This is a genomic window from Embleya scabrispora DSM 41855, from assembly GCF_000372745.1.
Classification (GTDB): domain Bacteria; phylum Actinomycetota; class Actinomycetes; order Streptomycetales; family Streptomycetaceae; genus Embleya; species Embleya scabrispora.
On the sequence record NZ_KB889732.1, the window covers coordinates 1 to 19,291 of the forward strand.

Consider the following 19,291-nt stretch of genomic DNA (forward strand, 5'->3'; position numbering starts at 1 on the left):
CGCACCCGCCCGGGCAACAGCAACCTCAAACGCCTGCTCGGCATCGCCGCGATGGCCGCGGTCAGGAACAAGGACAGCCACCTCGCGGCGTTCTTCCGNCGCATCGCCGCCCGACGAGGCGGCAGACGAGCCCTGGTCGCGGTCATGCACAAGCTCGCCATCGCCGTCTGGCATGTCCTGCACGACAACGTCCCCTACCGCGACCTCGGCACCGACCACTTCACCAAACGCAACCCCGAACGCGCCATGCGCCGCATGGTCAAAGAAGCCAACAGCCTCGGCCTGACCATCCGCTTCGACCCCATCCCAGCCACCTGACGAACGCTATTTTCGTGTCAGCTCCTCAATGTGCACGAGAGAGTCATAAGGCGAGGGCTGCTCCGCCTCTGCCACCGAATCGTCCGCTTCGTCAAGGTCGGCATCGTCGTCATGCCCGTCCTCCGGCTCGGCAACGGACGGGTCCCACAACTCCACGCCCCAGGTGCCGGCGAATCCCACGAGCAACCTCGAGCGGTCACCGAAGTCGGCCCTGACCACCGAGTCCATGCCGCCCTCCTGTGCGCTCAGCCGTACTTTGCCCGTCTCCAGGTCCCACATGGCGAAGCCTTGGCGGTCGCCTCCACCGCCGATCACGATCCGGCCGTTCACCATTGCGGCACCGAGCGCAGTGAGGTCCGTGCGGGGGAAGTCCTCGTCCGGGACGTCGAGTTCGAACCGGGCCCAGCGGTCGCGGGCCGGATCCCAGGTACACGCAAGCCGGTCCTTTCCGGGACTGCCGACGAGGATCAACTTGCCGTCGAGAGTTACGAGATCGAAGTCCATGATCTGGTGGCAGGACGGAGGCAGGCTGGAGATCAAGGGAGAGTGAACGGTCATGGCGAACACCCTGCCAGTCCCCTCTGACGCTCGGATCGCCAACGGTCTGCTCAGCACACCGGTCCGGGCGGCGGCCAGCCGCCTATCCACGCGCCCTCTGAGTTCCGCTTCAACGGCAAAGCCAAGGACTCTGGACTGAACCGGCACGAAGCTTTGACCAGGCTCTGGTACAAGTCCCGGAGCACTGTGCGGCGTCGCCGCGATCTTCGCATGAGGCCGCCCCCGGAGGTGCGATGGGCTCGGGGGCGCCAGGGGTGGGAATACATCTCGTCCACGAGATCGGCCTGGACGTTGACCGCGAGTGCTTCCCGGGCGCGGGAAGCCTCGATCCGGCTCGCGTGCTCCGCCGCCTGCACACGTCGGTCGACGGCTTCGTCATCGACGAACGTGTGGCCGGGATCCGCAGGCGTCTGCCCCTGCACTGACAGTGCCCTGACCAGCAGGGTTACGCGCACACTGGAATGAGGCAAGAGGTTGGGGGAGGCCATTCCGCCTCCAACCGACGTGATGGCCCGGGAAGCCCACCGTTGACTTACCGCCGAGAGGGCGTTGCCGACCGTGACAGAGGAAGTCTTGGCCTCCGCCGGGGTGGCGATGGTCGCCGTCTACGTGGTGGACGAAGAGGTGTACGGGCTGCGACTGACCGAGACGGTCGGGGAGAGTTCCGCCGCCGCGTACGGACTGTCGCCGTGGTACCCGCTGTCCGGGGGCTCGCCCATCGCCGACGTGTTCCGCGCCGGTCGCCCGCTGTGGTTGTCCTCGGCCGAGACCGCAGCCCCCGACGGCGGTGCGGGCGCGCCCGCGGCCGGCGCCTCGCTGGGCGCGCTGCCCCTCGACGTGGACTGCAGGCGCCTGGGCTGCCTGGTCGTGGTGGACCGCACGGGTGACGGCTTCGACGCCCGGCGGCGCGGCCTTCTGGAACTGTACGCGGGGGAGGTCGCCGTGCGTCTCGAAGCCGGCCGTGCGGCGAACGGAGGCCCCGAATCCGGCGAAGCCCTCGCCGGTGCGTCGGGCGGCACGACCGACCACGGTCGCGTGCAACCCGACGTCCCTGGCGACCTCCCGGGCGGAGCAGCCGGCGGTGGATCCGGCGGCGGCGTGGACGGAACCGCGGCGGCCGGCCGGAGACGGTCCCGGACGCCACTCGACCCGGCTCCGGATGGCAACGACACCGGGTCTTTCACCTTGGTCATGAGCACGGGGCGGATCCAGGCCGACGAACACGTGCTCAACCTGGTCGGTATCGCCCCGGATGATTTCGACGGGCGGGTGGAGACGTTGTTGGCGTACACCGTCCCGGACGACCTGCCCGCACTCATGTCGGTCGTCGAGCCGGGGCATGCGATGCCGGGCGGTCGGGAACTGGAGTTTCGAATCCGCCGACCCACAGGCGAACTGCGGTGGCTGCAGCTGCGCTGTCGTGTGCTGCTGGACCCCTCGGGCCGGCCGGAGAGGCTGCTGGGCGTGCTCGTCGATGCCTCCCACCTGCGGTCGAGCACCGACGAGGTCGCCATCGTGCAGCGGCTGTCCGCCCTGCTGGCGACGGCGATCGCCGTGCGCGACGTCGGCCGGAGCCTGGTGACCGCACTTCGAGAGCCGCTGGGGGCCGACCGGCTGGCGCTGTCGGAGTTGCACGGCGGCCGACTGGTGACCACCTTGCTGGACCCGCCGGAGCCCACGGCGTGGCCGGAGATCTGGCGCAGCGAGTGGCGGCCGGAGCGGCCCGACGCGCCGACCGGCGCCCTGCCAACGTTGACGGCTGCGCTCCGCGACGGCACCACATGCCTGTGGGAGACGAGTACCGGCCTCGAGCCCGGCCTCGACGGACTCGGCCGCGGCGGTCTCGCCGTACTGCCGCTGCCGTGCGACAACCAAGTGGTCGGCCTGTGCCTGCTGGGCTGGGACACGCCTCACCGGTTCGGCACGGAGGAGCGCTCCCTGCTGACCGCCACCGCAGGTCTGGTGGGGCAGGCCCTCGTACGCGCCCGGGCGTTCGCTGCCGAGCACGAACTCGCCGCGATGCTCCAGCGCAGCCTGTTGCCCCGCAAGCTCCCGTCGCTGCCCGGCTGCGTGACCGTCGCGCGCTATCTACCGGCGACCGCGGGCCTCGAAGTGGGCGGCGACTGGTACGACGTCATTCCGTTGTCGGACCGGTTCGTCGCGCTCGTCATTGGCGACGTACAGGGACACAGCGCCAAGGCTGCCACGGTGATGGGCCAGATCCGCACCGCGATCCGTGCCTACGCTGTCGAAGGCCACCCGCCCGACGTGGTCGTCTCGCACACGAACCGTCTGCTCGCGGGCATGGAGACGGACGCCTTCGCCACCTGCTGCTATGTGGCTCTGGACGTGGAGGAGGGCGACGCCTGGTTCGTACGGGCCGGGCACATGCTGCCGCTCGTGCGCGAGCCGGACGGCACGACCCTGGAGGTGGAGACCGAGGGCGGGCCCCCGCTCGGCGTGCTCCCGGACGCGGAGTTCCCGCTGACCACGGCCGCGCTGTCCCCCGGGTCGGTACTCACCCTGCTCACCGACGGTCTGGTCGAGTCCTCCAAGCTCCTGCTGGAGGATGGCGTCCGGCGGGTCTGCGAAACGCTCTCGGCGGCGGATCCGTCCGACGTGGACGGGATGGCCGACGAGCTGATCCGCAGCGCCGAGGCCCGCGACGACGACGTGGCGCTGTTGCTCATGCGCTACGACGGGCTGACCGCGCGCCCGCGGCGCGCCGGTTGGGCGGTGTGGCGGCTTCCCGACGCGGTCATGCACGCGCGCCGCTTCACCGCGCGCACGATGCGCGCCTGGCAGGTGACCGAGGAGACCGACGCCATCCTGCTCATCGTCTCCGAACTGGTCACCAATGCCGTGGCGCACACCCAGGGCGAGGTACGCCTCGACCTCACCCTCGCCGGCGACCGCTTCCGTGTCGCGGTAAGCGACTCCTCGCCGCGCACACCCGTCAAGCCGGCCAGCGTCGACTGGGAGGCGACCGGCGGTCGGGGGCTGCTGCTCGTCGAGGCGATGTCGGAGGCGTGGGGCTCGGTGCCGCTGAGCGGCGGGAAGCAAGTGTGGGGGGAGGTGCTCCTCCCCCCACGGGGGGCGTGAGGCGCGGCAGGCTGGAACGGCCTGCCAACGGACAGCGGAGTATTGTCGGATCAGGTGTCCTGATGTGCTCCTGGATGGCTGCCATGATGCGACGACACGGCCCCGTACGAGGCGCTGTCGGGCGTGCCACCATCGCCGCCGCGGTGGCGTCCCTCATCGCCGGCCTGGCCGCCTGCGGCACGCTGGAACCGGCCGCGGCACCGAGCGGGGGTGACTCGGGCACGGGGGGCTTCTCCGTCGGCCTGTTGCTCCCCGACACCCACACCGCGCGCTGGGCCACCGCCGACAGGCCCCTGATCCAGACGAAGGTCGAGGAGCTGTGCCCCGACTGCGTGGTCAAGTACGCCAACGCCTCGGGGGATGTGGCCACCCAGCAGCAGCAGATGGATTCCATGATCGCCAACGGGGTACGAGCACTGATCCTCGACCCGGTCGACTACAAGGCGCTGCGCCCCTCGATCACCCGGGCACATGACGCGGGCATCCCGGTGGTCTCGTACGACCGCCTCGCGGAAGGTCCCATCTCGGCGTACTCCGGTTACGACTCGGAGCAGATCGGCAGGCTCCAAGCCGAGGCGCTGCTCACGGCCATGGGGAACGGGACGCACGAACCGCAGATCGTGATGATGAACGGCGACCCCACCGACCCGAACACCACAGCTTTGCAGAGGGGTGCGCTCTCCGTCTTCAAGGGTAGGGCGAAGATCGTCAAGTCGTACTACACCGGCGGGTGGATACCGCAGAATGCCTTCACCAACATGTCCGCCGCCATCGCGGAGGTGGGCCCGGACCGCCTCGACGGCGTCTATTCGGCCAACGACGGCCTCGCCTTCGGCGTCCTCACCGCCCTCAGGGCCGCCGGCATCAAGCCGCTGCCGCCCATCACGGGCCAGGACGCCAACCGCGAAGCCGTGCAGCGGATCGTCGCGGGCCAGCAGTACGTCACCGTCTACAAATCCTTCGTCTCCGAGGCCGATGCCGCCGCCGAGATGGCACTCGCCCTGGGCCGCGGTGCGTCCATCGACGCCATCGCGAAGGACCGCGTCGGCAACGACACCAGCAACGCAATACCCGCCGTTCTGGGTCCCCTGACGCCCGTGACCGTCGACACCATCGAGAGCACCCTCGTCGAGAACGGCGTGTACACGATCGCGCAGATCTGTACCCCGGAGCTCCGGGCCGCCTGCCGGGAGGCGGGACTCACCACCTGATCGCCACCGGTCTCGGCGAAGGAGATGGTCCACGTGACAACGACGCCGCTGCTGGCCCTGCGCGGGATCTGCAAGCGATTCGGCGCCCTCCACGCGCTCACGCGCGTCGAGTTGGAGATCAACGCCGGGGAAGTCGTCGCCCTCGTGGGCGACAACGGAGCCGGCAAGACCACCCTCGTCAAGGTGATCACCGGTGCCGGCCCGGCCGACGAGGGTGTCATCGAGTGGAACGGCCGGCCGGTGCGGATCGCCCGGCCGCGCGATGCCCAGTCGCTGGGCATCGCGAGCGTCTACCAGGAACTGGCCCTGTGCGAGAGCCTCGACGTGGTCGGCAACCTCTTCCTGGGGCACGAGATCTGCCGGGCGGGCGTGCTCGACGAGGTGGCGATGGAGCGCCGCGCGAGGGAGCTCGACCTGCTGGACGTGCTGTCCGTCCGTATCCCCAGGACGAGGGTGCCGGTCGCCTCGCTCTCCGCGGGGCAGCGGCAGGCGGTCGCGATAGCCCGGGCGCTGCTGAGCGAGCCCAAGATTCTCATTCTCGACGAGCCCACCGCGGCGCTGGGCGTGGGGCAGACCGCCCACTTCCTCGATCTGATCGAGCGGTTGCGGGAACACAGCCTCGGTGTCCTGCTGATCAGCCACAACCTCGGCGATGTCAAGGCAGTCGCGGACCAGGTCGCAGTGTTGCGCCTCGGCCGCAACAACGGGTTCTTCGACGTGCTGACCACGTCGCAAGAGCAGATCGTCTCGTCCATCACCGGCGCCACGGACAACGCCGTGACCCACCGGAAGACGCGGCCGTGGGAGGCGACACGGTGACCGGCACGGAAGCCTCGGGCGACATCGATCGCAACAGGGCTGGGGTCGTCACCGGTCGGCCCAGCGCTCGCGACCCGAGGATCGGGGACCGCCCACCCGGTCTGAAGGGCCACGCGAGCGACTTCGTCCTCAGGCTGCGCAGCGGTGAACTCGGCTGGGTTCCGGGCGTGTGCGCGGTCATCGTGATCTGGACGACCTTCCAACTCCTGGACCACCACTTCCTGTCCCCGCGCAATCTCTCCAACCTCAGCGTGGACATCGTCGGCACGGGGCTGATCGCCGTCGGGCTCGTCTTCGTTCTGCTGCTCGGCGAGATCGACCTGTCGGTGGGTGCGGTCAGCGGACTCGCGGCGGCGGTGTTCGCCGTGCTGAACGTCAACAGTGGCATGCCCGAGTGGCTGGCGGTCGCCACCGCGGCCCTCGTCGGTGCCGGGATCGGTGCCCTTCAGGGGTTCTTCTTCGCCAGGATCGGCGTACCCGCCTTCGTCGTCACCCTGGCCGGCCTGCTGGTCTGGAACGGCTTGATGCTCTACGTCCTGGGCGCCAACGGCACCATCAACCTGCATGCCAACGGTCTGGTTTCCGTCCTGACCGAACGCTATTTCCACAACCGGGCCGTCGCGTACGGGCTCGCGGCGGTCGGCGCCGCCGCGTACTTCCTCGCCTCGTACCACGACGAGCGACGCCGCAGGGCGGCCCGGGTCTCCTCCCGCTCGCTCGGCGAGATCGCCGTGCGCACCGGCGCCGTGGCGGTGATCGGCTTCGCGGCGGCGTATGTGCTGAACCGGTTCGAGGGCCTGCCCTTGGCGCTGCTGATCTTCCTGGTCTCCGTCGTCGGCCTGGACTTCGTCCTGCGGCGCACCAGATACGGGCGGAAGATCTTCGCCATCGGGGGCGGTGCCGAGGCAGCCCGCCTCGCCGGTGTCAACGTGGTGTGGATCCGCGTCTCGGCATTCGCGGTCTCCGGGACGCTGGCCGCGTTCGGCGGGCTGTTCCTCGCCTCGCGCGTCGCTTCGGTGGGACAGACCTCAGGCTCCACCAACCTGCTGATCGACGCCATCGCGGCGGCCGTCATCGGCGGCGTCAGCCTCTTCGGCGGACGCGGCACGCCCTGGTCGGCGCTGCTCGGTGTCCTTGTCGTCCAGTCGATCGCCTCGGGGATGGTGCTCATTGGCGTCCAGACGTCCGTGCAGTCGATGATCACCGGTGGCGTGCTGCTCGCCGCGGTGGTTCTCGACTCGCTCTCCCGCCACTCTCGGAAGTCGCACGGCGTGGTGTTGTAGCCGAGGCCCGCACAGATGCCGACATCGCGTAACAGGGTGGCGGCAGGGGGTGCCTCCATGTCTTCGCCCCGGCCCTCGCCTTCCTCGCTGTCGGTGGGTCGAGTTCCGGTGTGGGTGGTTCCTGGCGAGCGCGGCGTAGGCGCTCCGAGCGTGCGTCCGCGGCTTTGGCAAGCTGATCGAGACGCGCTGGGCAGTCCCCGAGTGCCTGACGCTGTCGGGTTGCGCCGTGAGGCGCTGTGGTTCGAGTGGAGGTGAGAGACCACCGGCTCCGGCCTGGCGCAGCAGGCCGGTGTAGCCGAGGGCAGCCTGATCCGGGTGGTGCCGGGGAGGGCGGGAGCGGCCCTGACAAAGCCGGAACGTACCAGCGCTGCCAGATGGTGCGGGTCCGGCGAGCGAGACGAAGAGGAGTACGCGAGGAACCGGCGCTATTACGTCCTTCAATCCCGACACCGGCTCGAACCTGGCGGACCTGGGCCGGGCGCGGTGCGTCTCGTCGTCCGGCGGACGGCGAGGAACTCCCACGAACGTATCCAAGAGCGTGCGTGGGAGGCCACGAGGAAGGTCTGCGGCGTACTTGTGGCAATGCCGCTGGGATACAGCCGGGCTCCTACTTCGACGAACGAACCACAGTGAACACGGGAACCGCCCGATCACAGCTCCGCGTTCCTCACCTTCCATATGAGGAAGGTGGATAGGCGCACCGACAGCCGAACGGATCGAGCGGGGCGGAGCCGCCGGGTCCGAAGGCAGGCGGCAAGAAGCGCCCACTGGGCATCCCGATGGCGGTTTCATACTGCGCCTCCTGCGGTGATGGTTTGGGTTTGTGGAGTGTGCGTTCTTGTCTGAGCGGCGAGTTGACGGCAGACGGTCTCGTTGTCGCTGGTCCAGGGGACGCTGAGGCGGCCGCCCTTGCCTCGGTGGGTGTCCAGGCGGCCGCGGGTGATGCTGTAGTAGAGGGCGCCGGGGCGGATGCCGAGCCGTGTGGCGATCTGCTGGATGCTCAACTCACCACGAGCCAGGGTCGTTTCGGGCAGAGGGCGACTGCCCGGGCCGGTGGGGCCGGGATGCCTGGGCCGTTCCAGCTGGGTGCGGACGTCGGATTCCACCTGATCGTTCCAAGGGATGATGACCCGGCCGGTGGGGCCATGGCGCGCGTGCAGGCGTCCGGTGCGGATCTGGTAGGCGACGGCTGCGGGCGGCACCCCGAGGCGGACGGCGGCCTGCTGGACGCTGAGTTCACTCTCGTCGCGGGTGGCGGCCGGCAGCGGACGGCTGCCCGTGCCGGTGCGGAAGAACTGCTTTGGGTCGGCGAGCCGGCCGCGGCAGTCGGCCTCGATGGCGTCGTTCCAGGGGATTGCGACGCGGCCGGCGTCGGTGCGGCGGGTTTGCTGGCGTTTGATGCGGATCCAGTAGTAGACGTCGTAGTCGTGAACGCCGAGGCGGCCGGCCGCGTCCTGCACGGAGATCTCGCCGCTGTGGTCGGCGTCCGTGATGGTGCGGGCACCGGGACCTGCGGGGTTGAGGTGTCCGGAGCAGGCGATGCGACGGCGGCAATCGGCCTCGATCTCCGCCGTCCAGGGAACACACCAGCGTCCGCTGCGGTCCTGACGAGCCGGCAGCCGGCCGTGGGTGATCCAGTCCCTCGTGGCGGTGTTCCCTCGCCAGTTGCGCGATCGCCAGGACCAGGCCGGCCCGCAGGCGGGGAACCTCCTCGACGCGGAACCGCTCGTGCAGGGCGGCGGAGATCTCCCAGGCGCGGCCGGACGACGCCGCCAGGACGCACGCCGCCTCCTCCCGCACCCGCGGATCGAGGTCGTCCAGGAGGGCGATCGGGATGTGCGCGTCCGCGGCCCCGGGCAGCTCTTCGCCGATCGGGGCCACGACTACGACGTGTACCGCAGACCGCTGTGGAAACACGGGATCGAACCGGTCATTGCACGCCGCGGCACGCCCCACGGCTCGGGGCGGAGCTTTCGACGGCTCCGGGGAGGACGAGGCCGTGCTCGTAGGCGAATACGACAGCTTGGACGCGGTCGCGGAGGCCGAGTTTGGCGAGGATGCGGCTGATGTGGGTCTTGACGGTGCCCTCGGAGAGGAAGAGGGATCCTGCGATCTCGGTGTTGGACAGGCCGCGAGCGAGTTGGGCGAGGACTTCGCGTTCGCGGTTGGTCAGGGCGTCCAACTCGGTGTCACTCTCGGTCGATGCGGACTCGGCGGTGACGTAGCGTTCGAGGAGCCGGCGTGTCACCGTGGGCGCGACGACGGCTTCGCCGCGGGCGATGATGCGAATCGCGGACAGGAGGTCCGGGGCGAGGGTGTCTTTGAGGAGGAAGCCGCTGGCGCCCGCTTGGACCGCGGTGTAGACGTATTCGTCGAGATCGAAGGTTGTGAGGATCAGCACGCGGATGTCGGTGGTCGAGTCGCCACCGCAGATGCGGCGGGTTGCCTCCACGCCGTCGACGTCGGGCATACGGACGTCCATCAGAATGACGTCGGGCCGGAGTTCGAGGGCCAGGGCTGCTGCTTCGGCCCCGTTTTCGACTTCACCGATGACCTCGATGTCGTCGGAGCCCTCCAAGATCATGCGGAAGCCCGTGCGTACCAGGGCCTGGTCGTCGGCGAGGAGAACTCGGATCACGCGGCACGCCCCTCGATGGGCAGCGTCGCGCGGACAGTGAAGCCGCCGTCCGGGCCGGGCCCCGCGGTGAAACCGCCGCCGAGCGTGCGGGCGCGCTCCCGCATGCCGCGCAAACCGTTGCCTTGGCCGTCATCGCGCACCGTGCTGCGCCCGTTGTCGCTGACTTCGATCGTGACTGCCCCGCTGTGGTAGGAGAGGACGACGTCTGCGTGTGCTCGCGGTCCTGCGTGCTTGATCGTATTCGTGAGCGCTTCCTGGACGATGCGGTAGGCGCTCGCGTCGACGGTCGCCGGGAGAGTGACGGGTGCGCCGCGGACGGCCAGGGACACGTGCGTGCCGGCCCGGTTCACCTTGCCGACCAGATCCGGCAGTTGTGCGAGTCCGAGGGGCGGGCCCCAGGCGTCGTCCACGCCCTCGCCGACCGCGTCCAGCACGCGGCGCATGTCGGCGAGGGAATCGCGGCCGGTCGCGACGATCGCTTCCAAGGCCGTGCGAGTCTGGGCGGGCCGCTTGTCCAGAGCCACGGCGGCGCCTTGGGCCTGGATCACCATGACCGACAGGCCGTGTGCCACGACATCATGAAGCTCGCGGCTGATGCGGGCGCGTTCGGCGGCGGCGGCGAGGGCCGCCTTCTGGTCGCGCTCGCGTTCGAGACCGTCGGCGCGCTCGTGCAGCTCGGCGAGGTAGGCGCGGCGGCTCCGCGCGCCCGCGCCGATCGCCCAGGCTCCGACCAGTACGGAGCCCATGACGTACAAGCCGCTGACGTTGCCGGTCCAGGTCATTCGTCGGGACGCCATCTGGGGTCCGTCGGGGCCGGTGACTCTCAACGACGGTGCCGAGGGCGGCGGCTGGGTGCCGAATCCGGGAGAGGGTCTGTCGTCGACGACGTTGTAGACGCTCAGCCCGGTCGCGAGCGTGAGCAGGCCGACCAGCACCCCCATGGAGAGCTTCCGGTCGTACCGGTTCGCGACCGTGCACAGCAGGATCGGCACGCCGAGGTCGACGAACGCCGACGGCAAAGTCAGCGTCAGGTTGATTCCGGCCGACGCGATGCACGCCGCGAGCATCGGCAGCGGCCACCGGCGGCGTAGTGCCACCCCCGTTACCGCCAGGGCCGTGGCCGTCCACCACACAGCCACCTCCGGGGTTGACGAGCCGTCGCCGTCCCCTGTTTGGTCGTGCACGACCCCGTCCGGGCTGCCCAGCACGAGATACAGCGCCAGCAGTGCGGACGCCAGCGCAGCGTCCCGCACGGCCGGGCGGCGCACCCAGGCGCGGGCAACGGTGGTCAACGACTTCGTCATGAGTCCGTGAGTCTAGGCGCGGCCGGGTAAGCGCCGCGTCTGTCGAAAGACAGATTCCGGGCGCCGCCGAATACATCGCACGGCTGACCCCTTCGGGTCGGATGGCAGACGCGTCCGCAGCCGCTGCCGCCCGAAGGTGGTGGCATGACCCGAACCCAGACCCTGAACCCCCGGATCCGCCGCGCCGCCATGGGGCGTCCGAGCCCCGCACGCCTGGCGATCCGCATCGGCATCGGCGCATTCGTCGTCCTCACGGCGGTGGGCTGCGGCTCCTCCGACGACGGCGGCAGTCAGGTCGCGAGCGTGGCCGGCGGCAGTGGCATGCCCAGCGAGCAGCCTCCCGCGGGCGACAAGGACCCGGTGAAGTTCGCCCAGTGCATGCGCGAGAACGGCGTCCCGGACTTCCCCGATCCGGCCGACGACGGCTCGGGCCACCTGCGGATGAGCGTCCCCGGCGGCGGTACGAACGCCACGGCGGTCGACGCCGCCATGCAGAAGTGCAAGGCGTACATGCCCGGCGGAGGCGAAGCACCGAAGGCGGACCAGCAGCAGGTCGAGCGCCAGCGCGAACTGGCCAAGTGCATGAGGGAGAACGGCGTGCCGAACTTCCCCGACCCGTCGTCCGAAGGCCAACTCCCGAAGTTGGACGAGTCCTCCGGAATCGATCCCGCGAACCCCGCGTTCCAGGCCGCCGAGAAGGCGTGCGCCAAGTACCAGCCGACGGGTGCGGCGCAGCAGCAGGGGAAGAAGTGAGCACCCGGAGAAGGCGACGCCGGCTCGGGCGGGTGATCGGTTCGGTCGCGGCGGTGGGCGCGATCGGTGCCGGCGCCGTGGCAGCGAGCGGCTTCGGCTTCGACCATGCGTCGGACTCCGGTACGGGCAGGGGCCGCAACGGCCTGCCGGCGGCCACCGCGCCGGTCACCCGGCAGACACTCATCGATGCGCAGACCAAGAATGGCACGCTCGGCCACGGCAGCAACACGTCGGTGACGAACCGGCTGAGTGGAACGATCACCAGCCTGCCTGCGGTCGGAACCACCGTCGAGCGCGGTACCGGGCTGTACGGCATTGACAACACGCCTGTCGTGCTGCTGTATGGCGCCCTCCCCGCCTACCGTGCGCTCGCGCCGGGGATCAAGGGCGTCGACGTCAAGCAGTTCGAGAAGAACCTTTGGGACCTGGGCTACCGCGACTTCACCGTGGACGAGGAGTACACGGACGCGACGGCGACCGCCGTCAAGAAGTGGCAGAAGTCCGCAGGTCTCACCCAATCCGGGACGGTCGAACTGGGCCGCGTCGTCTATGCCGCCGGCCCGGTCCGCGTCGACGCCCACAAACTCCAAGTGGGCGCGGTGGCGCAGCCCGGCGCGGCCGTCCTGACGTACACCGGCTCGGTGCGCGTGGCCACGGTCGACCTCGCAGTGTCCGACCAGCGGCTCGCCGTCCAGGACGCGGCCGTCGAGGTCACCCTGCCGAACGGAACCAAGACACCCGGGAAGGTCGCCGCCATTCAGACGGTCGTCGACAGCGGCGACGGGTCCGACAAGGACTCCGAGCCGCAGACGAAGATCGAGGTCACCATCTCCCTGGACGACCAGAAGGCCCTGGACGGGCTCGACCAGGCCACCGCCGGCGTCGCGTTCACCGCGTCGCGCCGTGATGGAGTCCTCACCGTTCCCGTCGCGGCGCTCCTCGCACTGGCCGAAGGCGGCTACGGCGTCCAGGTCGTCGAGGGCAATGCCACGCGGCTGGTCGCGGTGCAGACCGGCCTGTTTGCGGGCGGACGTGTCGAGGTCAGCGGCACCGGGCTCGGCGAGGGCACCGTAGTGGGGATGCCGTCGTGAGCCCGGTCGTCGCCCTGCGCTCCGTGACCAAGACGTACCCCGGCGGAGTCACCGCGCTGCGCGAAGTCAGCCTCGATATCGATCCGTGCGAACTGCTCGCCATCGTGGGCCCGTCCGGGTCGGGCAAGTCCACGATGCTGAACCTGATCGGCACTCTCGACCGGCCTTCGACCGGCAAGGTGCGCATCGACGGGCACGACGTGGCAGAGCTGTCCGACCGAAGGCTGTCCACCCTGCGGTCGCGGCTGATCGGCTTCGTGTTCCAGCAGTTCCACCTGGCGCCCGGCGAGTCCGCGCTCGACAACGTCGCAGACGGGCTGCTGTACGCCGGTGTGCCGCTCAAGGAACGCCGGCGCCGGGCTGAGGCCGCCCTCGACCGGGTCGGTCTCAGCGACCGGCTGGACCACCGCCCACACGAACTCTCCGGCGGGCAGCGCCAGCGCGTCGCGATCGCCCGCGCGGTCGTCGGCGAACCTCCGCTGCTGCTCGCGGACGAGCCGACCGGGAACCTCGACTCGTCGTCCGGCGCGGGCGTGATGACACTGCTGCGCGAACTCAACGCCTCGGGAACCACCGTCGTGGTCATCACCCACGACCGCGAGATCGCCGCGGCCCTGCCCCGCCAAGTCGCCATGCGCGACGGGGCGGTGGTCTGACATGGGCAAGTCCACGCTGACTCCGGCGCGCCTACGCCCCCGGGACGTGCTGCGCGTCGGCGGATCCGGACTGCGCACCAGGCCGATGCGCGTGTTCCTGTCAGCCCTCGGCATCGCGATCGGGATCGCGGCGATGACCGCCGTGGCGGGGATCTCGTCCTCCAGCCGAGCCGAGTTGGACCGCCGACTCGCCGCCCTGGGCACGAACCTGCTCACCGTCGCGCCGGGGAATACGTTGGCAGGCGAGTCGGCCACGCTGCCCGACGAGTCCGTCTCGATGATCGGGCGCGTCGGACCCGTCAGCCAGGTCGCCGCCACCGGCGCGGTCACCGACGCCAAGGTCTACCGCAACGACCGTATCCCCCAGGCGCAGTCCGGCGGCATGTCCGTGCGGGCCACCAACCTGGACCTGCCGCGGACCGTCGGCGCCACGGTCGCGGCGGGGACGTGGCTCAATGCCGCGACCGAGGGCTACCCGGCCGTCGTCCTGGGCGCCGACGCCGCGAAACGGCTCGGCGTCGGCGCGCCGGGACCGGACATCCGCGTCTACCTCGGCGACAGTTGGTTCACCGTGATCGGCATCCTCGAACCCGCGCCGTTGGCACCGGAGTTGGACGCGGCTGCCATGGTCGGCTGGTCGGCCGCCCGGACGTACCTCGGCTTCGACGGGCACCCGACCACCGTCTACGCCCGCGTCGACGACGCGCAGGTGGAGTCGGTCCGCGACGTCCTGGGCGCCACCGCAAACCCGAAGGCACCGAACGAGGTCAAGGTGTCCCGCCCATCCGACGCACTCACCGCGCAACGCGCCTCCGACGAGGCGTTCACCGGCCTGCTGCTGGGACTGGGCGCGGTCGCGCTCCTGGTCGGGGGCGTTGGGGTGGCCAACACAATGGTCATCTCGGTGCTGGAACGCCGGCCGGAGATCGGGCTGCGCCGCTCGCTCGGCGCGACGCGAGGCCAGATCCGCACCCAGTTCCTCGCCGAATCGCTGCTGCTGTCCGTACTCGGCGGCGTCGGCGGAGTGGTCCTCGGCATCGGCGTGACGACCCTGTACGCCGCCACGCAGTCGTGGCCCACCGTCGTCCCGATCTGGGCGACCGCAGGAGGCATCGCAGCGACGCTGATCATCGGCGCCGTCGCCGGCCTCTACCCGGCCATCCGCGCATCCCGGATGGCCCCCACCGAGGCACTCGCCGCGCCGTGAACCGGCGGTGCGTGTCTCGGAGCTCCGCAGTCACACGAATCCATCCCTGAGAGGGAACCCATCATGACCTCCGCACTTGCCCGCCCGGCCCGCCACCGCAGGCGGCGCCGCTCCACCGGGATCGCCGCCTCCGGGCTGGCGCTCCTCCTCGGCACCGGAGTGGTGACGTACGCCGACCCGTTCGGCTCCACCGCCCAGGCCGCGTCGTCCGTTCCGCCGTGCGTGGCCCAGGACGACAACGCGTCCGAGCCGGGGCCGCCGTCCGCTCCGCAGGCCACCACGACCACCACGATCCAGCAGGTCTACGAGTGCATCTACGCCAACTCGTACTACGGCCCGGCCATCGACAGCCGCGAAATGCTCGCCTCCGCCTTCAAGTACCTCACCGGAGAACTGCAACGCCGCAACACCGACCGGCCGACCGCCACCATGCCCAAGCTCACCGGGAACAAGGGCCGCGACTGGGAGGCGTTCGCCACGACCTACGAAGCACTGCTCGGCACCTTGCCTGACGACGCCGCGCTGCGCCAGGCCGTCGCCGCCGAAACCATCAAGGGCCTGATCGAGTACCTGCGGGAGAACCACGCCGGGTGGATCAAGGGACAGCCGGGCGCCGGCGGCGCGCCCCGCTACACCCTCGGTATCACCGAGTCCCCGTCCGGGCGCCCGACCCCCGACATGCGCGACGCCCAACCGCCGTTCTTCATCAAGACCGTCGGCCCCGGGTCGCCGGCCGAAAAAGCAGGCCTCAAACCGGGCGACATCCTCACCACCGTCAACGATGTCCCCGTGGTCGTCAACGGCGCGCTGACCCCCGGAGCCGTGGACTGGCTCCACCCCCGGGGCGCGGACAAGGTACGCCTGACCGTTCAGCGCCCATCGACGGGCAAGACCCTGACGGTCGAGCTCCAGGCCGCGGTCGAACAGCCCCCGGCAAGCGAGAAGGCAACCATCACCCTCCTGCCCGGCGGCCTCGCGAAGGTCAACCTGCCCAGCTTCCACCCCGGCTCGGCCGACGACGTCCTCAACCAGATCGCCAAACTCCGGGAGACAACCCAGCTCCGCGGCCTCGTCATCGACGTCCGCGGCAACACCGGCGGACGCGGCGAAGACGTCATCAAGCTGCTCAGCGCCTTCGTCCACGGCAAGGTCACCAGCAACGAATGCGGCCTCCGCAAATGCACCGCCAACCACACCGACGACACCGTTCCGCTGCTCAATCTCCCCATGACCCTGCTCACCGACGGCCTGTGCGCCTCCGCCTGCGAGGACTTCACCAGCGCCGTCAAGGACATCGGCATCGGCAAGATCGTCGGCGGCCGCACCGCCGGCAAGATCTCCGGCAAACCGATCCCCTACCTGCTCAACGACAACAGCGTTCTGCTCCTCCCCATGAAGCACCACGCCTCCGCCAACGGCCAGGTCATCAACGAGATCGGCGTCGCGGTCGATCACGAAATCCCGACGACCGCCCAGGACCTGTCCGCAGGCCGCGACCCGGCCCTGGAAAAGGCAACGCAACTGCTGACCACCTAGCCCCTGGTCCTGCGCACTCGCCGGACAGCCATTTGCGCGAGTGCGCAGGCAGGAGGTCAGCGAGGATCGACGGACGGCCATCGATCACGGACGCGCCTTCGGGGCAACCCCGACGGGTACGAATCGTGTGCCCGACGCACCACCTGAACGCGAGAAGCGTCGGTCCCGACCGGGTTCACGGTCGGGACCGACGCACGTGGCGGGCCCGGGCGGGCCCGGGACAGCGGGCCCCGCACGGGTGACCCGTGAACCCGTCGGCCCCCGGGTGGATACATCCCGGGCGCGGTCGCGGGTCCCGCGCGAGCGTCCAGATCTGCCAAGCCGAACGCCTCCGGACCGGCCTCGAGCACCGCCGCCACGTTGGCGGACCGCTCGTGCGACACCCGCCGCCGAGCGCCCGACGGACCGGCCGACCGCAGCGCGTCCGCCCCACCATCCACCCACCCGCGATGCCACGTCGACACCACCTGCGGGGACACGCCCAGACGGCGCGCCACCTCCGCCTGCGACACACTCCCGGCGAACCAAACAGCCGCCCGCAACCGCATCTTCTCCCGGCGTTCCCGCTTCACCGGAGTCATCCCCGAGACCCTCATACGCCGAGGATGCCCTCATTCGACACACTGTCCATCGGATGTCGGCTCGACGCGATCCGACCGGCGGGCCGGACCGAACACGGCCGTGAACTCCTCCAGCGCTACCGGCATTTGGCGACGCAGCACACGCTGTGCACCAAGCGTCGAGGGGTTCGCGGCACAGGAGTTCGGCGAGGGGTGTGGGGTTGCTCCGGTAGCGGTCCAGGCGGTTTCGGCGCGTAGTCCGCCAGCGTGGGCGAGGAGTCGGCGGATGGTGGCGTCGCCGCAGGGGGCGTGGCCCATGATCGTGGGCAGGTAGGCACGGACGAGGAGTGCCGCCATGGCGGACGAACTCGGCACGCTGCTGCGCCGATTGCGAATGCAGTACGGCGGGTGGGCGCGGTGGCGGACGGCCGGGGCGCGGCGACCGGCAGTGGCGGCACGGTCCCCGGCGCCGCCGAGACGGGCGGCGCTTCGGCCGGCGGTGGAGCCGAAGCCGCGTGGCGGTGGGCCCGGGGCGGGGCGACGACGAGTACTTCGACAACCGCGTCGGTCTTCGGAACGGCCCGGGCACGACCGGTGATCGTGCTGCCGCGGGGAGCAAGTACGCGATCGCCGACAGGATCGGGTCGGGCCGCCCGCGCGAGGTCGACGCGTACGGTCGCCGGGGTCGTGGCGAACCTGCGCAGTGTCCGGGCATGGTGGGTGGGGAACGCGCCGAGGCGTGCCCGCACGTCGTGGTCGGGCAGCAGTGCCGCGACGGCGGGGAGCCGGCGTCCGCGCAGGTGTATGCGTACGTTCGGGTCCGCCATCAGGTTGCGCACGTACGCCGCCCGCGAGCGGTGTTCCGCGACCAGCCACAGCACAGAGTCGGGGTCGCGGCGTACGCCGACCACCGTCCGACGGCGACGCCCCGTGGTCCGCCCGGTCGTCTCCGGCACCGCGTGGTGCGGGAGCACGCCCAAGCACGCGAGTGTCCGCATCGGCGGGTTGAGCACCCATCGTTCGAGGCGGCCCATGCGGATCTTGCGATGCCGGGCGTCGGCCGTGTCCAGGGTTGCCGCCTGGGTGTGTGTTGTCGGTGCGACGGTCATGCGCCCCGCCCCCAACACGCGGCGGCCGACGACGGGAGCGCGTCGGCCGCCGTCCCCCGTACGCGACTCACCGCCGGTGTGTGCAGCGCGCCCCACACCACCGCGCCGGTACCGGTGGGTGACCACGAGAGGACGGCTACCGCTTGGCCGACGTGATTGGGGACGAGGGATTGGTAATCGGGTCATGTCGGCACCGAATTGCCCGGCGGATTCCCTCACTACCGCCGCGCTGCTGCCCGGTACGCTCCCGGCGGCATCCCGTGGCGTTCCCGGAACACCCGGTTGAAGTGGAACGGGCTGGCGAAACCCGAGGCAGCGGCGACTCGTTCCACGGACAGATCGGTGCCTTCGAGGAGCCGGGCGGCATGCCGCAGACGGGCCTCGCGCAGGGCCCGCATCGGCGACAGTCCGAGCTGCCGGGTGAAGAGGTGGGCGAATCGGGACGGGGAGAGCACGACGCCCTCCGCGAGGGAGCCGACCGTGTGCGGGGCGGCCGGGTCGGCGTCGATCAGCGCCTGGGCCCGCCGTATCCGGGGGTCGACGCCAGGGATGTCCGCCGACGCCCTCGACCCGGCAGCTGCGAGCAGCACGACCTCCTCCAGGGAGCACAGCGCGAGTTCCCGCGCCGCCGTGCCGTGCGCCACCACGACGGGACCGTCGCCGGGCGTGGCTTCGACGGCCCGGGCGGGCGGCGCCCCGGTGCCGGTCCAGCGGGCGTCGGCGAGCATGCGGTGCAGCGCCGTGTCGATCCTGCCGTGCAGGGCGGACGGGACGGGCCCGACGACGTATGTCCCGTCACCTGCGCCGTACGGGCGCAGCCAGGCCGCCCAGGAAGGCCGGGCCTGGCAGTGCGCCCACCAGAACCGCCAGTGCCGCTCCCCCGGCGCGACCGTGTAGCCCTGCGGCACGCCGGGTGCGAGGACCACCAGATCGCCCACGCCCGCCCGCACCTCGGCAGAGCCCTGGCGCAGCCGTCCCGCGCCGCCCGTCGTCCAGGTGAACAGCCAGCTGTCGGAGCCGCGCGGCCGGTCGACGCCGTAGCCCGCGGCCTGGTCGTAGCGTCCGATCACCACCAGCCCCCGCGGCGGCGAAGGATCGCCGACGGCAGCAGTCACGGGCAATCCGTCAGCACGCATGGTCATCCTC

At 70.6% G+C, this 19,291-nt stretch carries 17 protein-coding genes and 1 pseudogene; 11 read left to right on the forward strand and 7 right to left on the reverse strand.

Features of this window, described 5'->3' with window-relative positions:
* Nucleotides 1-324 precede the first annotated feature (324 nt).
* The gene (locus tag A3IC_RS0148355; RefSeq protein WP_158696404.1) at nt 325-876 is read right to left on the reverse strand and encodes a Kelch repeat-containing protein; all 552 of its coding nucleotides are present in this window, start codon (nt 874-876) and stop codon (nt 325-327) included.
* Nucleotides 877-1,130: 254 nt separating this feature from the next.
* On the opposite strand from A3IC_RS0148355, the gene A3IC_RS69525 reads away from it, so the two are divergent.
* From A3IC_RS69525 to A3IC_RS0148380, 5 genes are all read left to right on the forward strand, one after another.
* Nucleotides 1,131-1,301 carry a hypothetical protein gene (locus A3IC_RS69525; protein ID WP_020557257.1) on the forward strand — a complete coding sequence of 57 codons (171 nt, stop codon included), beginning with the start codon at nt 1,131-1,133 and terminating at the stop codon, nt 1,299-1,301.
* A gap of 169 nt (nt 1,302-1,470) precedes the next feature.
* Complete coding sequence (locus A3IC_RS0148365; protein ID WP_052174139.1) at nt 1,471-3,978, forward strand: SpoIIE family protein phosphatase; 2,508 nt, start codon at nt 1,471-1,473, stop codon at nt 3,976-3,978.
* Nucleotides 3,979-4,061: 83 nt separating this feature from the next.
* The gene (locus tag A3IC_RS0148370) at nt 4,062-5,189 is read left to right on the forward strand and encodes a substrate-binding domain-containing protein (protein ID WP_020557259.1); all 1,128 of its coding nucleotides are present in this window, start codon (nt 4,062-4,064) and stop codon (nt 5,187-5,189) included.
* A gap of 24 nt (nt 5,190-5,213) precedes the next feature.
* Nucleotides 5,214-6,008, forward strand: coding sequence for an ATP-binding cassette domain-containing protein (locus A3IC_RS0148375; protein WP_020557260.1), 795 nt, complete (start codon nt 5,214-5,216; stop codon nt 6,006-6,008).
* Nucleotides 6,005-7,291 carry a sugar ABC transporter permease gene (locus A3IC_RS0148380; RefSeq protein WP_040878721.1) on the forward strand — a complete coding sequence of 429 codons (1,287 nt, stop codon included), beginning with the start codon at nt 6,005-6,007 and terminating at the stop codon, nt 7,289-7,291. The genes A3IC_RS0148375 and A3IC_RS0148380 overlap by 4 nt, the downstream gene beginning before the upstream one ends.
* 788 nt (nt 7,292-8,079) lie before the next feature.
* On the opposite strand, the gene A3IC_RS0148385 is transcribed toward A3IC_RS0148380, so the two are convergent.
* Entirely contained in the window at nt 8,080-8,751 is a 672-nt protein-coding gene (locus A3IC_RS0148385) for a hypothetical protein (RefSeq protein WP_020557262.1), read from the reverse strand.
* Between the two features lie 391 nt (nt 8,752-9,142).
* Between A3IC_RS0148385 and A3IC_RS70445 the strand changes: the two are divergent.
* A pseudogene (locus tag A3IC_RS70445) lies at nt 9,143-9,271 on the forward strand (IS5/IS1182 family transposase); the annotation flags it as partial.
* On the opposite strand, the gene A3IC_RS0148390 reads toward A3IC_RS70445, so the two are convergent.
* Together A3IC_RS0148390 and A3IC_RS0148395 are read right to left on the reverse strand one after the other, a co-directional pair.
* Entirely contained in the window at nt 9,222-9,929 is a 708-nt protein-coding gene (locus tag A3IC_RS0148390) for a response regulator (protein ID WP_020557263.1), read from the reverse strand. The pseudogene A3IC_RS70445 and the gene A3IC_RS0148390 overlap by 50 nt on opposite strands.
* Nucleotides 9,926-11,233 carry a sensor histidine kinase gene (locus tag A3IC_RS0148395; RefSeq protein WP_020557264.1) on the reverse strand — a complete coding sequence of 436 codons (1,308 nt, stop codon included), beginning with the start codon at nt 11,231-11,233 and terminating at the stop codon, nt 9,926-9,928. The genes A3IC_RS0148390 and A3IC_RS0148395 overlap by 4 nt, the downstream gene beginning before the upstream one ends.
* A 144-nt stretch (nt 11,234-11,377) precedes the next feature.
* Here A3IC_RS0148395 and A3IC_RS72135 point away from each other — a divergent pair, with 144 nt between their 5' ends.
* From A3IC_RS72135 to A3IC_RS0148420, 5 genes are all read left to right on the forward strand, one after another.
* Entirely contained in the window at nt 11,378-11,986 is a 609-nt protein-coding gene (locus A3IC_RS72135; RefSeq protein ID WP_020557265.1) for a hypothetical protein, read from the forward strand.
* On the forward strand, nt 11,983-13,077 hold the full coding sequence (locus tag A3IC_RS72140; RefSeq protein ID WP_052174138.1) for a peptidoglycan-binding protein: 1,095 nt from the start codon (nt 11,983-11,985) through the stop codon (nt 13,075-13,077). The genes A3IC_RS72135 and A3IC_RS72140 overlap by 4 nt, the downstream gene beginning before the upstream one ends.
* On the forward strand, nt 13,074-13,733 hold the full coding sequence (locus A3IC_RS0148410) for an ABC transporter ATP-binding protein (RefSeq protein WP_020557267.1): 660 nt from the start codon (nt 13,074-13,076) through the stop codon (nt 13,731-13,733). Before A3IC_RS72140 ends, A3IC_RS0148410 begins: the two co-directional genes overlap by 4 nt.
* Nucleotide 13,734: 1 nt before the next feature.
* The gene (locus A3IC_RS0148415; RefSeq protein ID WP_026219616.1) at nt 13,735-14,940 is read left to right on the forward strand and encodes an ABC transporter permease; all 1,206 of its coding nucleotides are present in this window, start codon (nt 13,735-13,737) and stop codon (nt 14,938-14,940) included.
* 63 nt (nt 14,941-15,003) lie between these two features.
* The gene (locus A3IC_RS0148420) at nt 15,004-16,476 is read left to right on the forward strand and encodes a S41 family peptidase (RefSeq protein ID WP_020557269.1); all 1,473 of its coding nucleotides are present in this window, start codon (nt 15,004-15,006) and stop codon (nt 16,474-16,476) included.
* Nucleotides 16,477-16,532: 56 nt separating this feature from the next.
* Here the strand turns inward: A3IC_RS0148420 and A3IC_RS73960 are convergent, their stop codons facing one another.
* From A3IC_RS73960 to A3IC_RS0148430, 3 genes are all read right to left on the reverse strand, one after another.
* Nucleotides 16,533-17,072 carry a helix-turn-helix domain-containing protein gene (locus tag A3IC_RS73960; protein ID WP_079027182.1) on the reverse strand — a complete coding sequence of 180 codons (540 nt, stop codon included), beginning with the start codon at nt 17,070-17,072 and terminating at the stop codon, nt 16,533-16,535.
* 101 nt (nt 17,073-17,173) lie between these two features.
* On the reverse strand, nt 17,174-18,331 hold the full coding sequence (locus tag A3IC_RS66455; protein ID WP_321184085.1) for a nitroreductase/quinone reductase family protein: 1,158 nt from the start codon (nt 18,329-18,331) through the stop codon (nt 17,174-17,176).
* Nucleotides 18,332-18,363: 32 nt separating this feature from the next.
* On the reverse strand, nt 18,364-19,281 hold the full coding sequence (locus A3IC_RS0148430) for a helix-turn-helix domain-containing protein (protein ID WP_052174140.1): 918 nt from the start codon (nt 19,279-19,281) through the stop codon (nt 18,364-18,366).
* Nucleotides 19,282-19,291: the final 10 nt, after the last annotated feature.

Bases quoted from the DNA above. Each gene is read 5' to 3' on its own strand.
- A3IC_RS0148355 (WP_158696404.1), bottom strand. From the start codon at position 876: ATGACCGTTCACTCTCCCTTGATCTCCAGCCTGCCTCCGTCCTGCCAC.
- A3IC_RS73960 (WP_079027182.1), bottom strand. From the start codon at position 17,072: ATGAGGGTCTCGGGGATGACTCCGGTGAAGCGGGAACGCCGGGAGAAG.
- A3IC_RS0148370 (WP_020557259.1), top strand. From the start codon at position 4,062: ATGATGCGACGACACGGCCCCGTACGAGGCGCTGTCGGGCGTGCCACC.
- A3IC_RS0148420 (WP_020557269.1), top strand. From the start codon at position 15,004: ATGACCTCCGCACTTGCCCGCCCGGCCCGCCACCGCAGGCGGCGCCGC.
- A3IC_RS0148395 (WP_020557264.1), bottom strand. From the start codon at position 11,233: ATGACGAAGTCGTTGACCACCGTTGCCCGCGCCTGGGTGCGCCGCCCG.
- A3IC_RS72135 (WP_020557265.1), top strand. From the start codon at position 11,378: ATGACCCGAACCCAGACCCTGAACCCCCGGATCCGCCGCGCCGCCATG.
- A3IC_RS0148365 (WP_052174139.1), top strand. From the start codon at position 1,471: ATGGTCGCCGTCTACGTGGTGGACGAAGAGGTGTACGGGCTGCGACTG.
- A3IC_RS0148415 (WP_026219616.1), top strand. From the start codon at position 13,735: ATGGGCAAGTCCACGCTGACTCCGGCGCGCCTACGCCCCCGGGACGTG.
- A3IC_RS0148375 (WP_020557260.1), top strand. From the start codon at position 5,214: ATGGTCCACGTGACAACGACGCCGCTGCTGGCCCTGCGCGGGATCTGC.
- A3IC_RS0148430 (WP_052174140.1), bottom strand. From the start codon at position 19,281: ATGCGTGCTGACGGATTGCCCGTGACTGCTGCCGTCGGCGATCCTTCG.
- A3IC_RS66455 (WP_321184085.1), bottom strand. From the start codon at position 18,331: ATGACCCGATTACCAATCCCTCGTCCCCAATCACGTCGGCCAAGCGGT.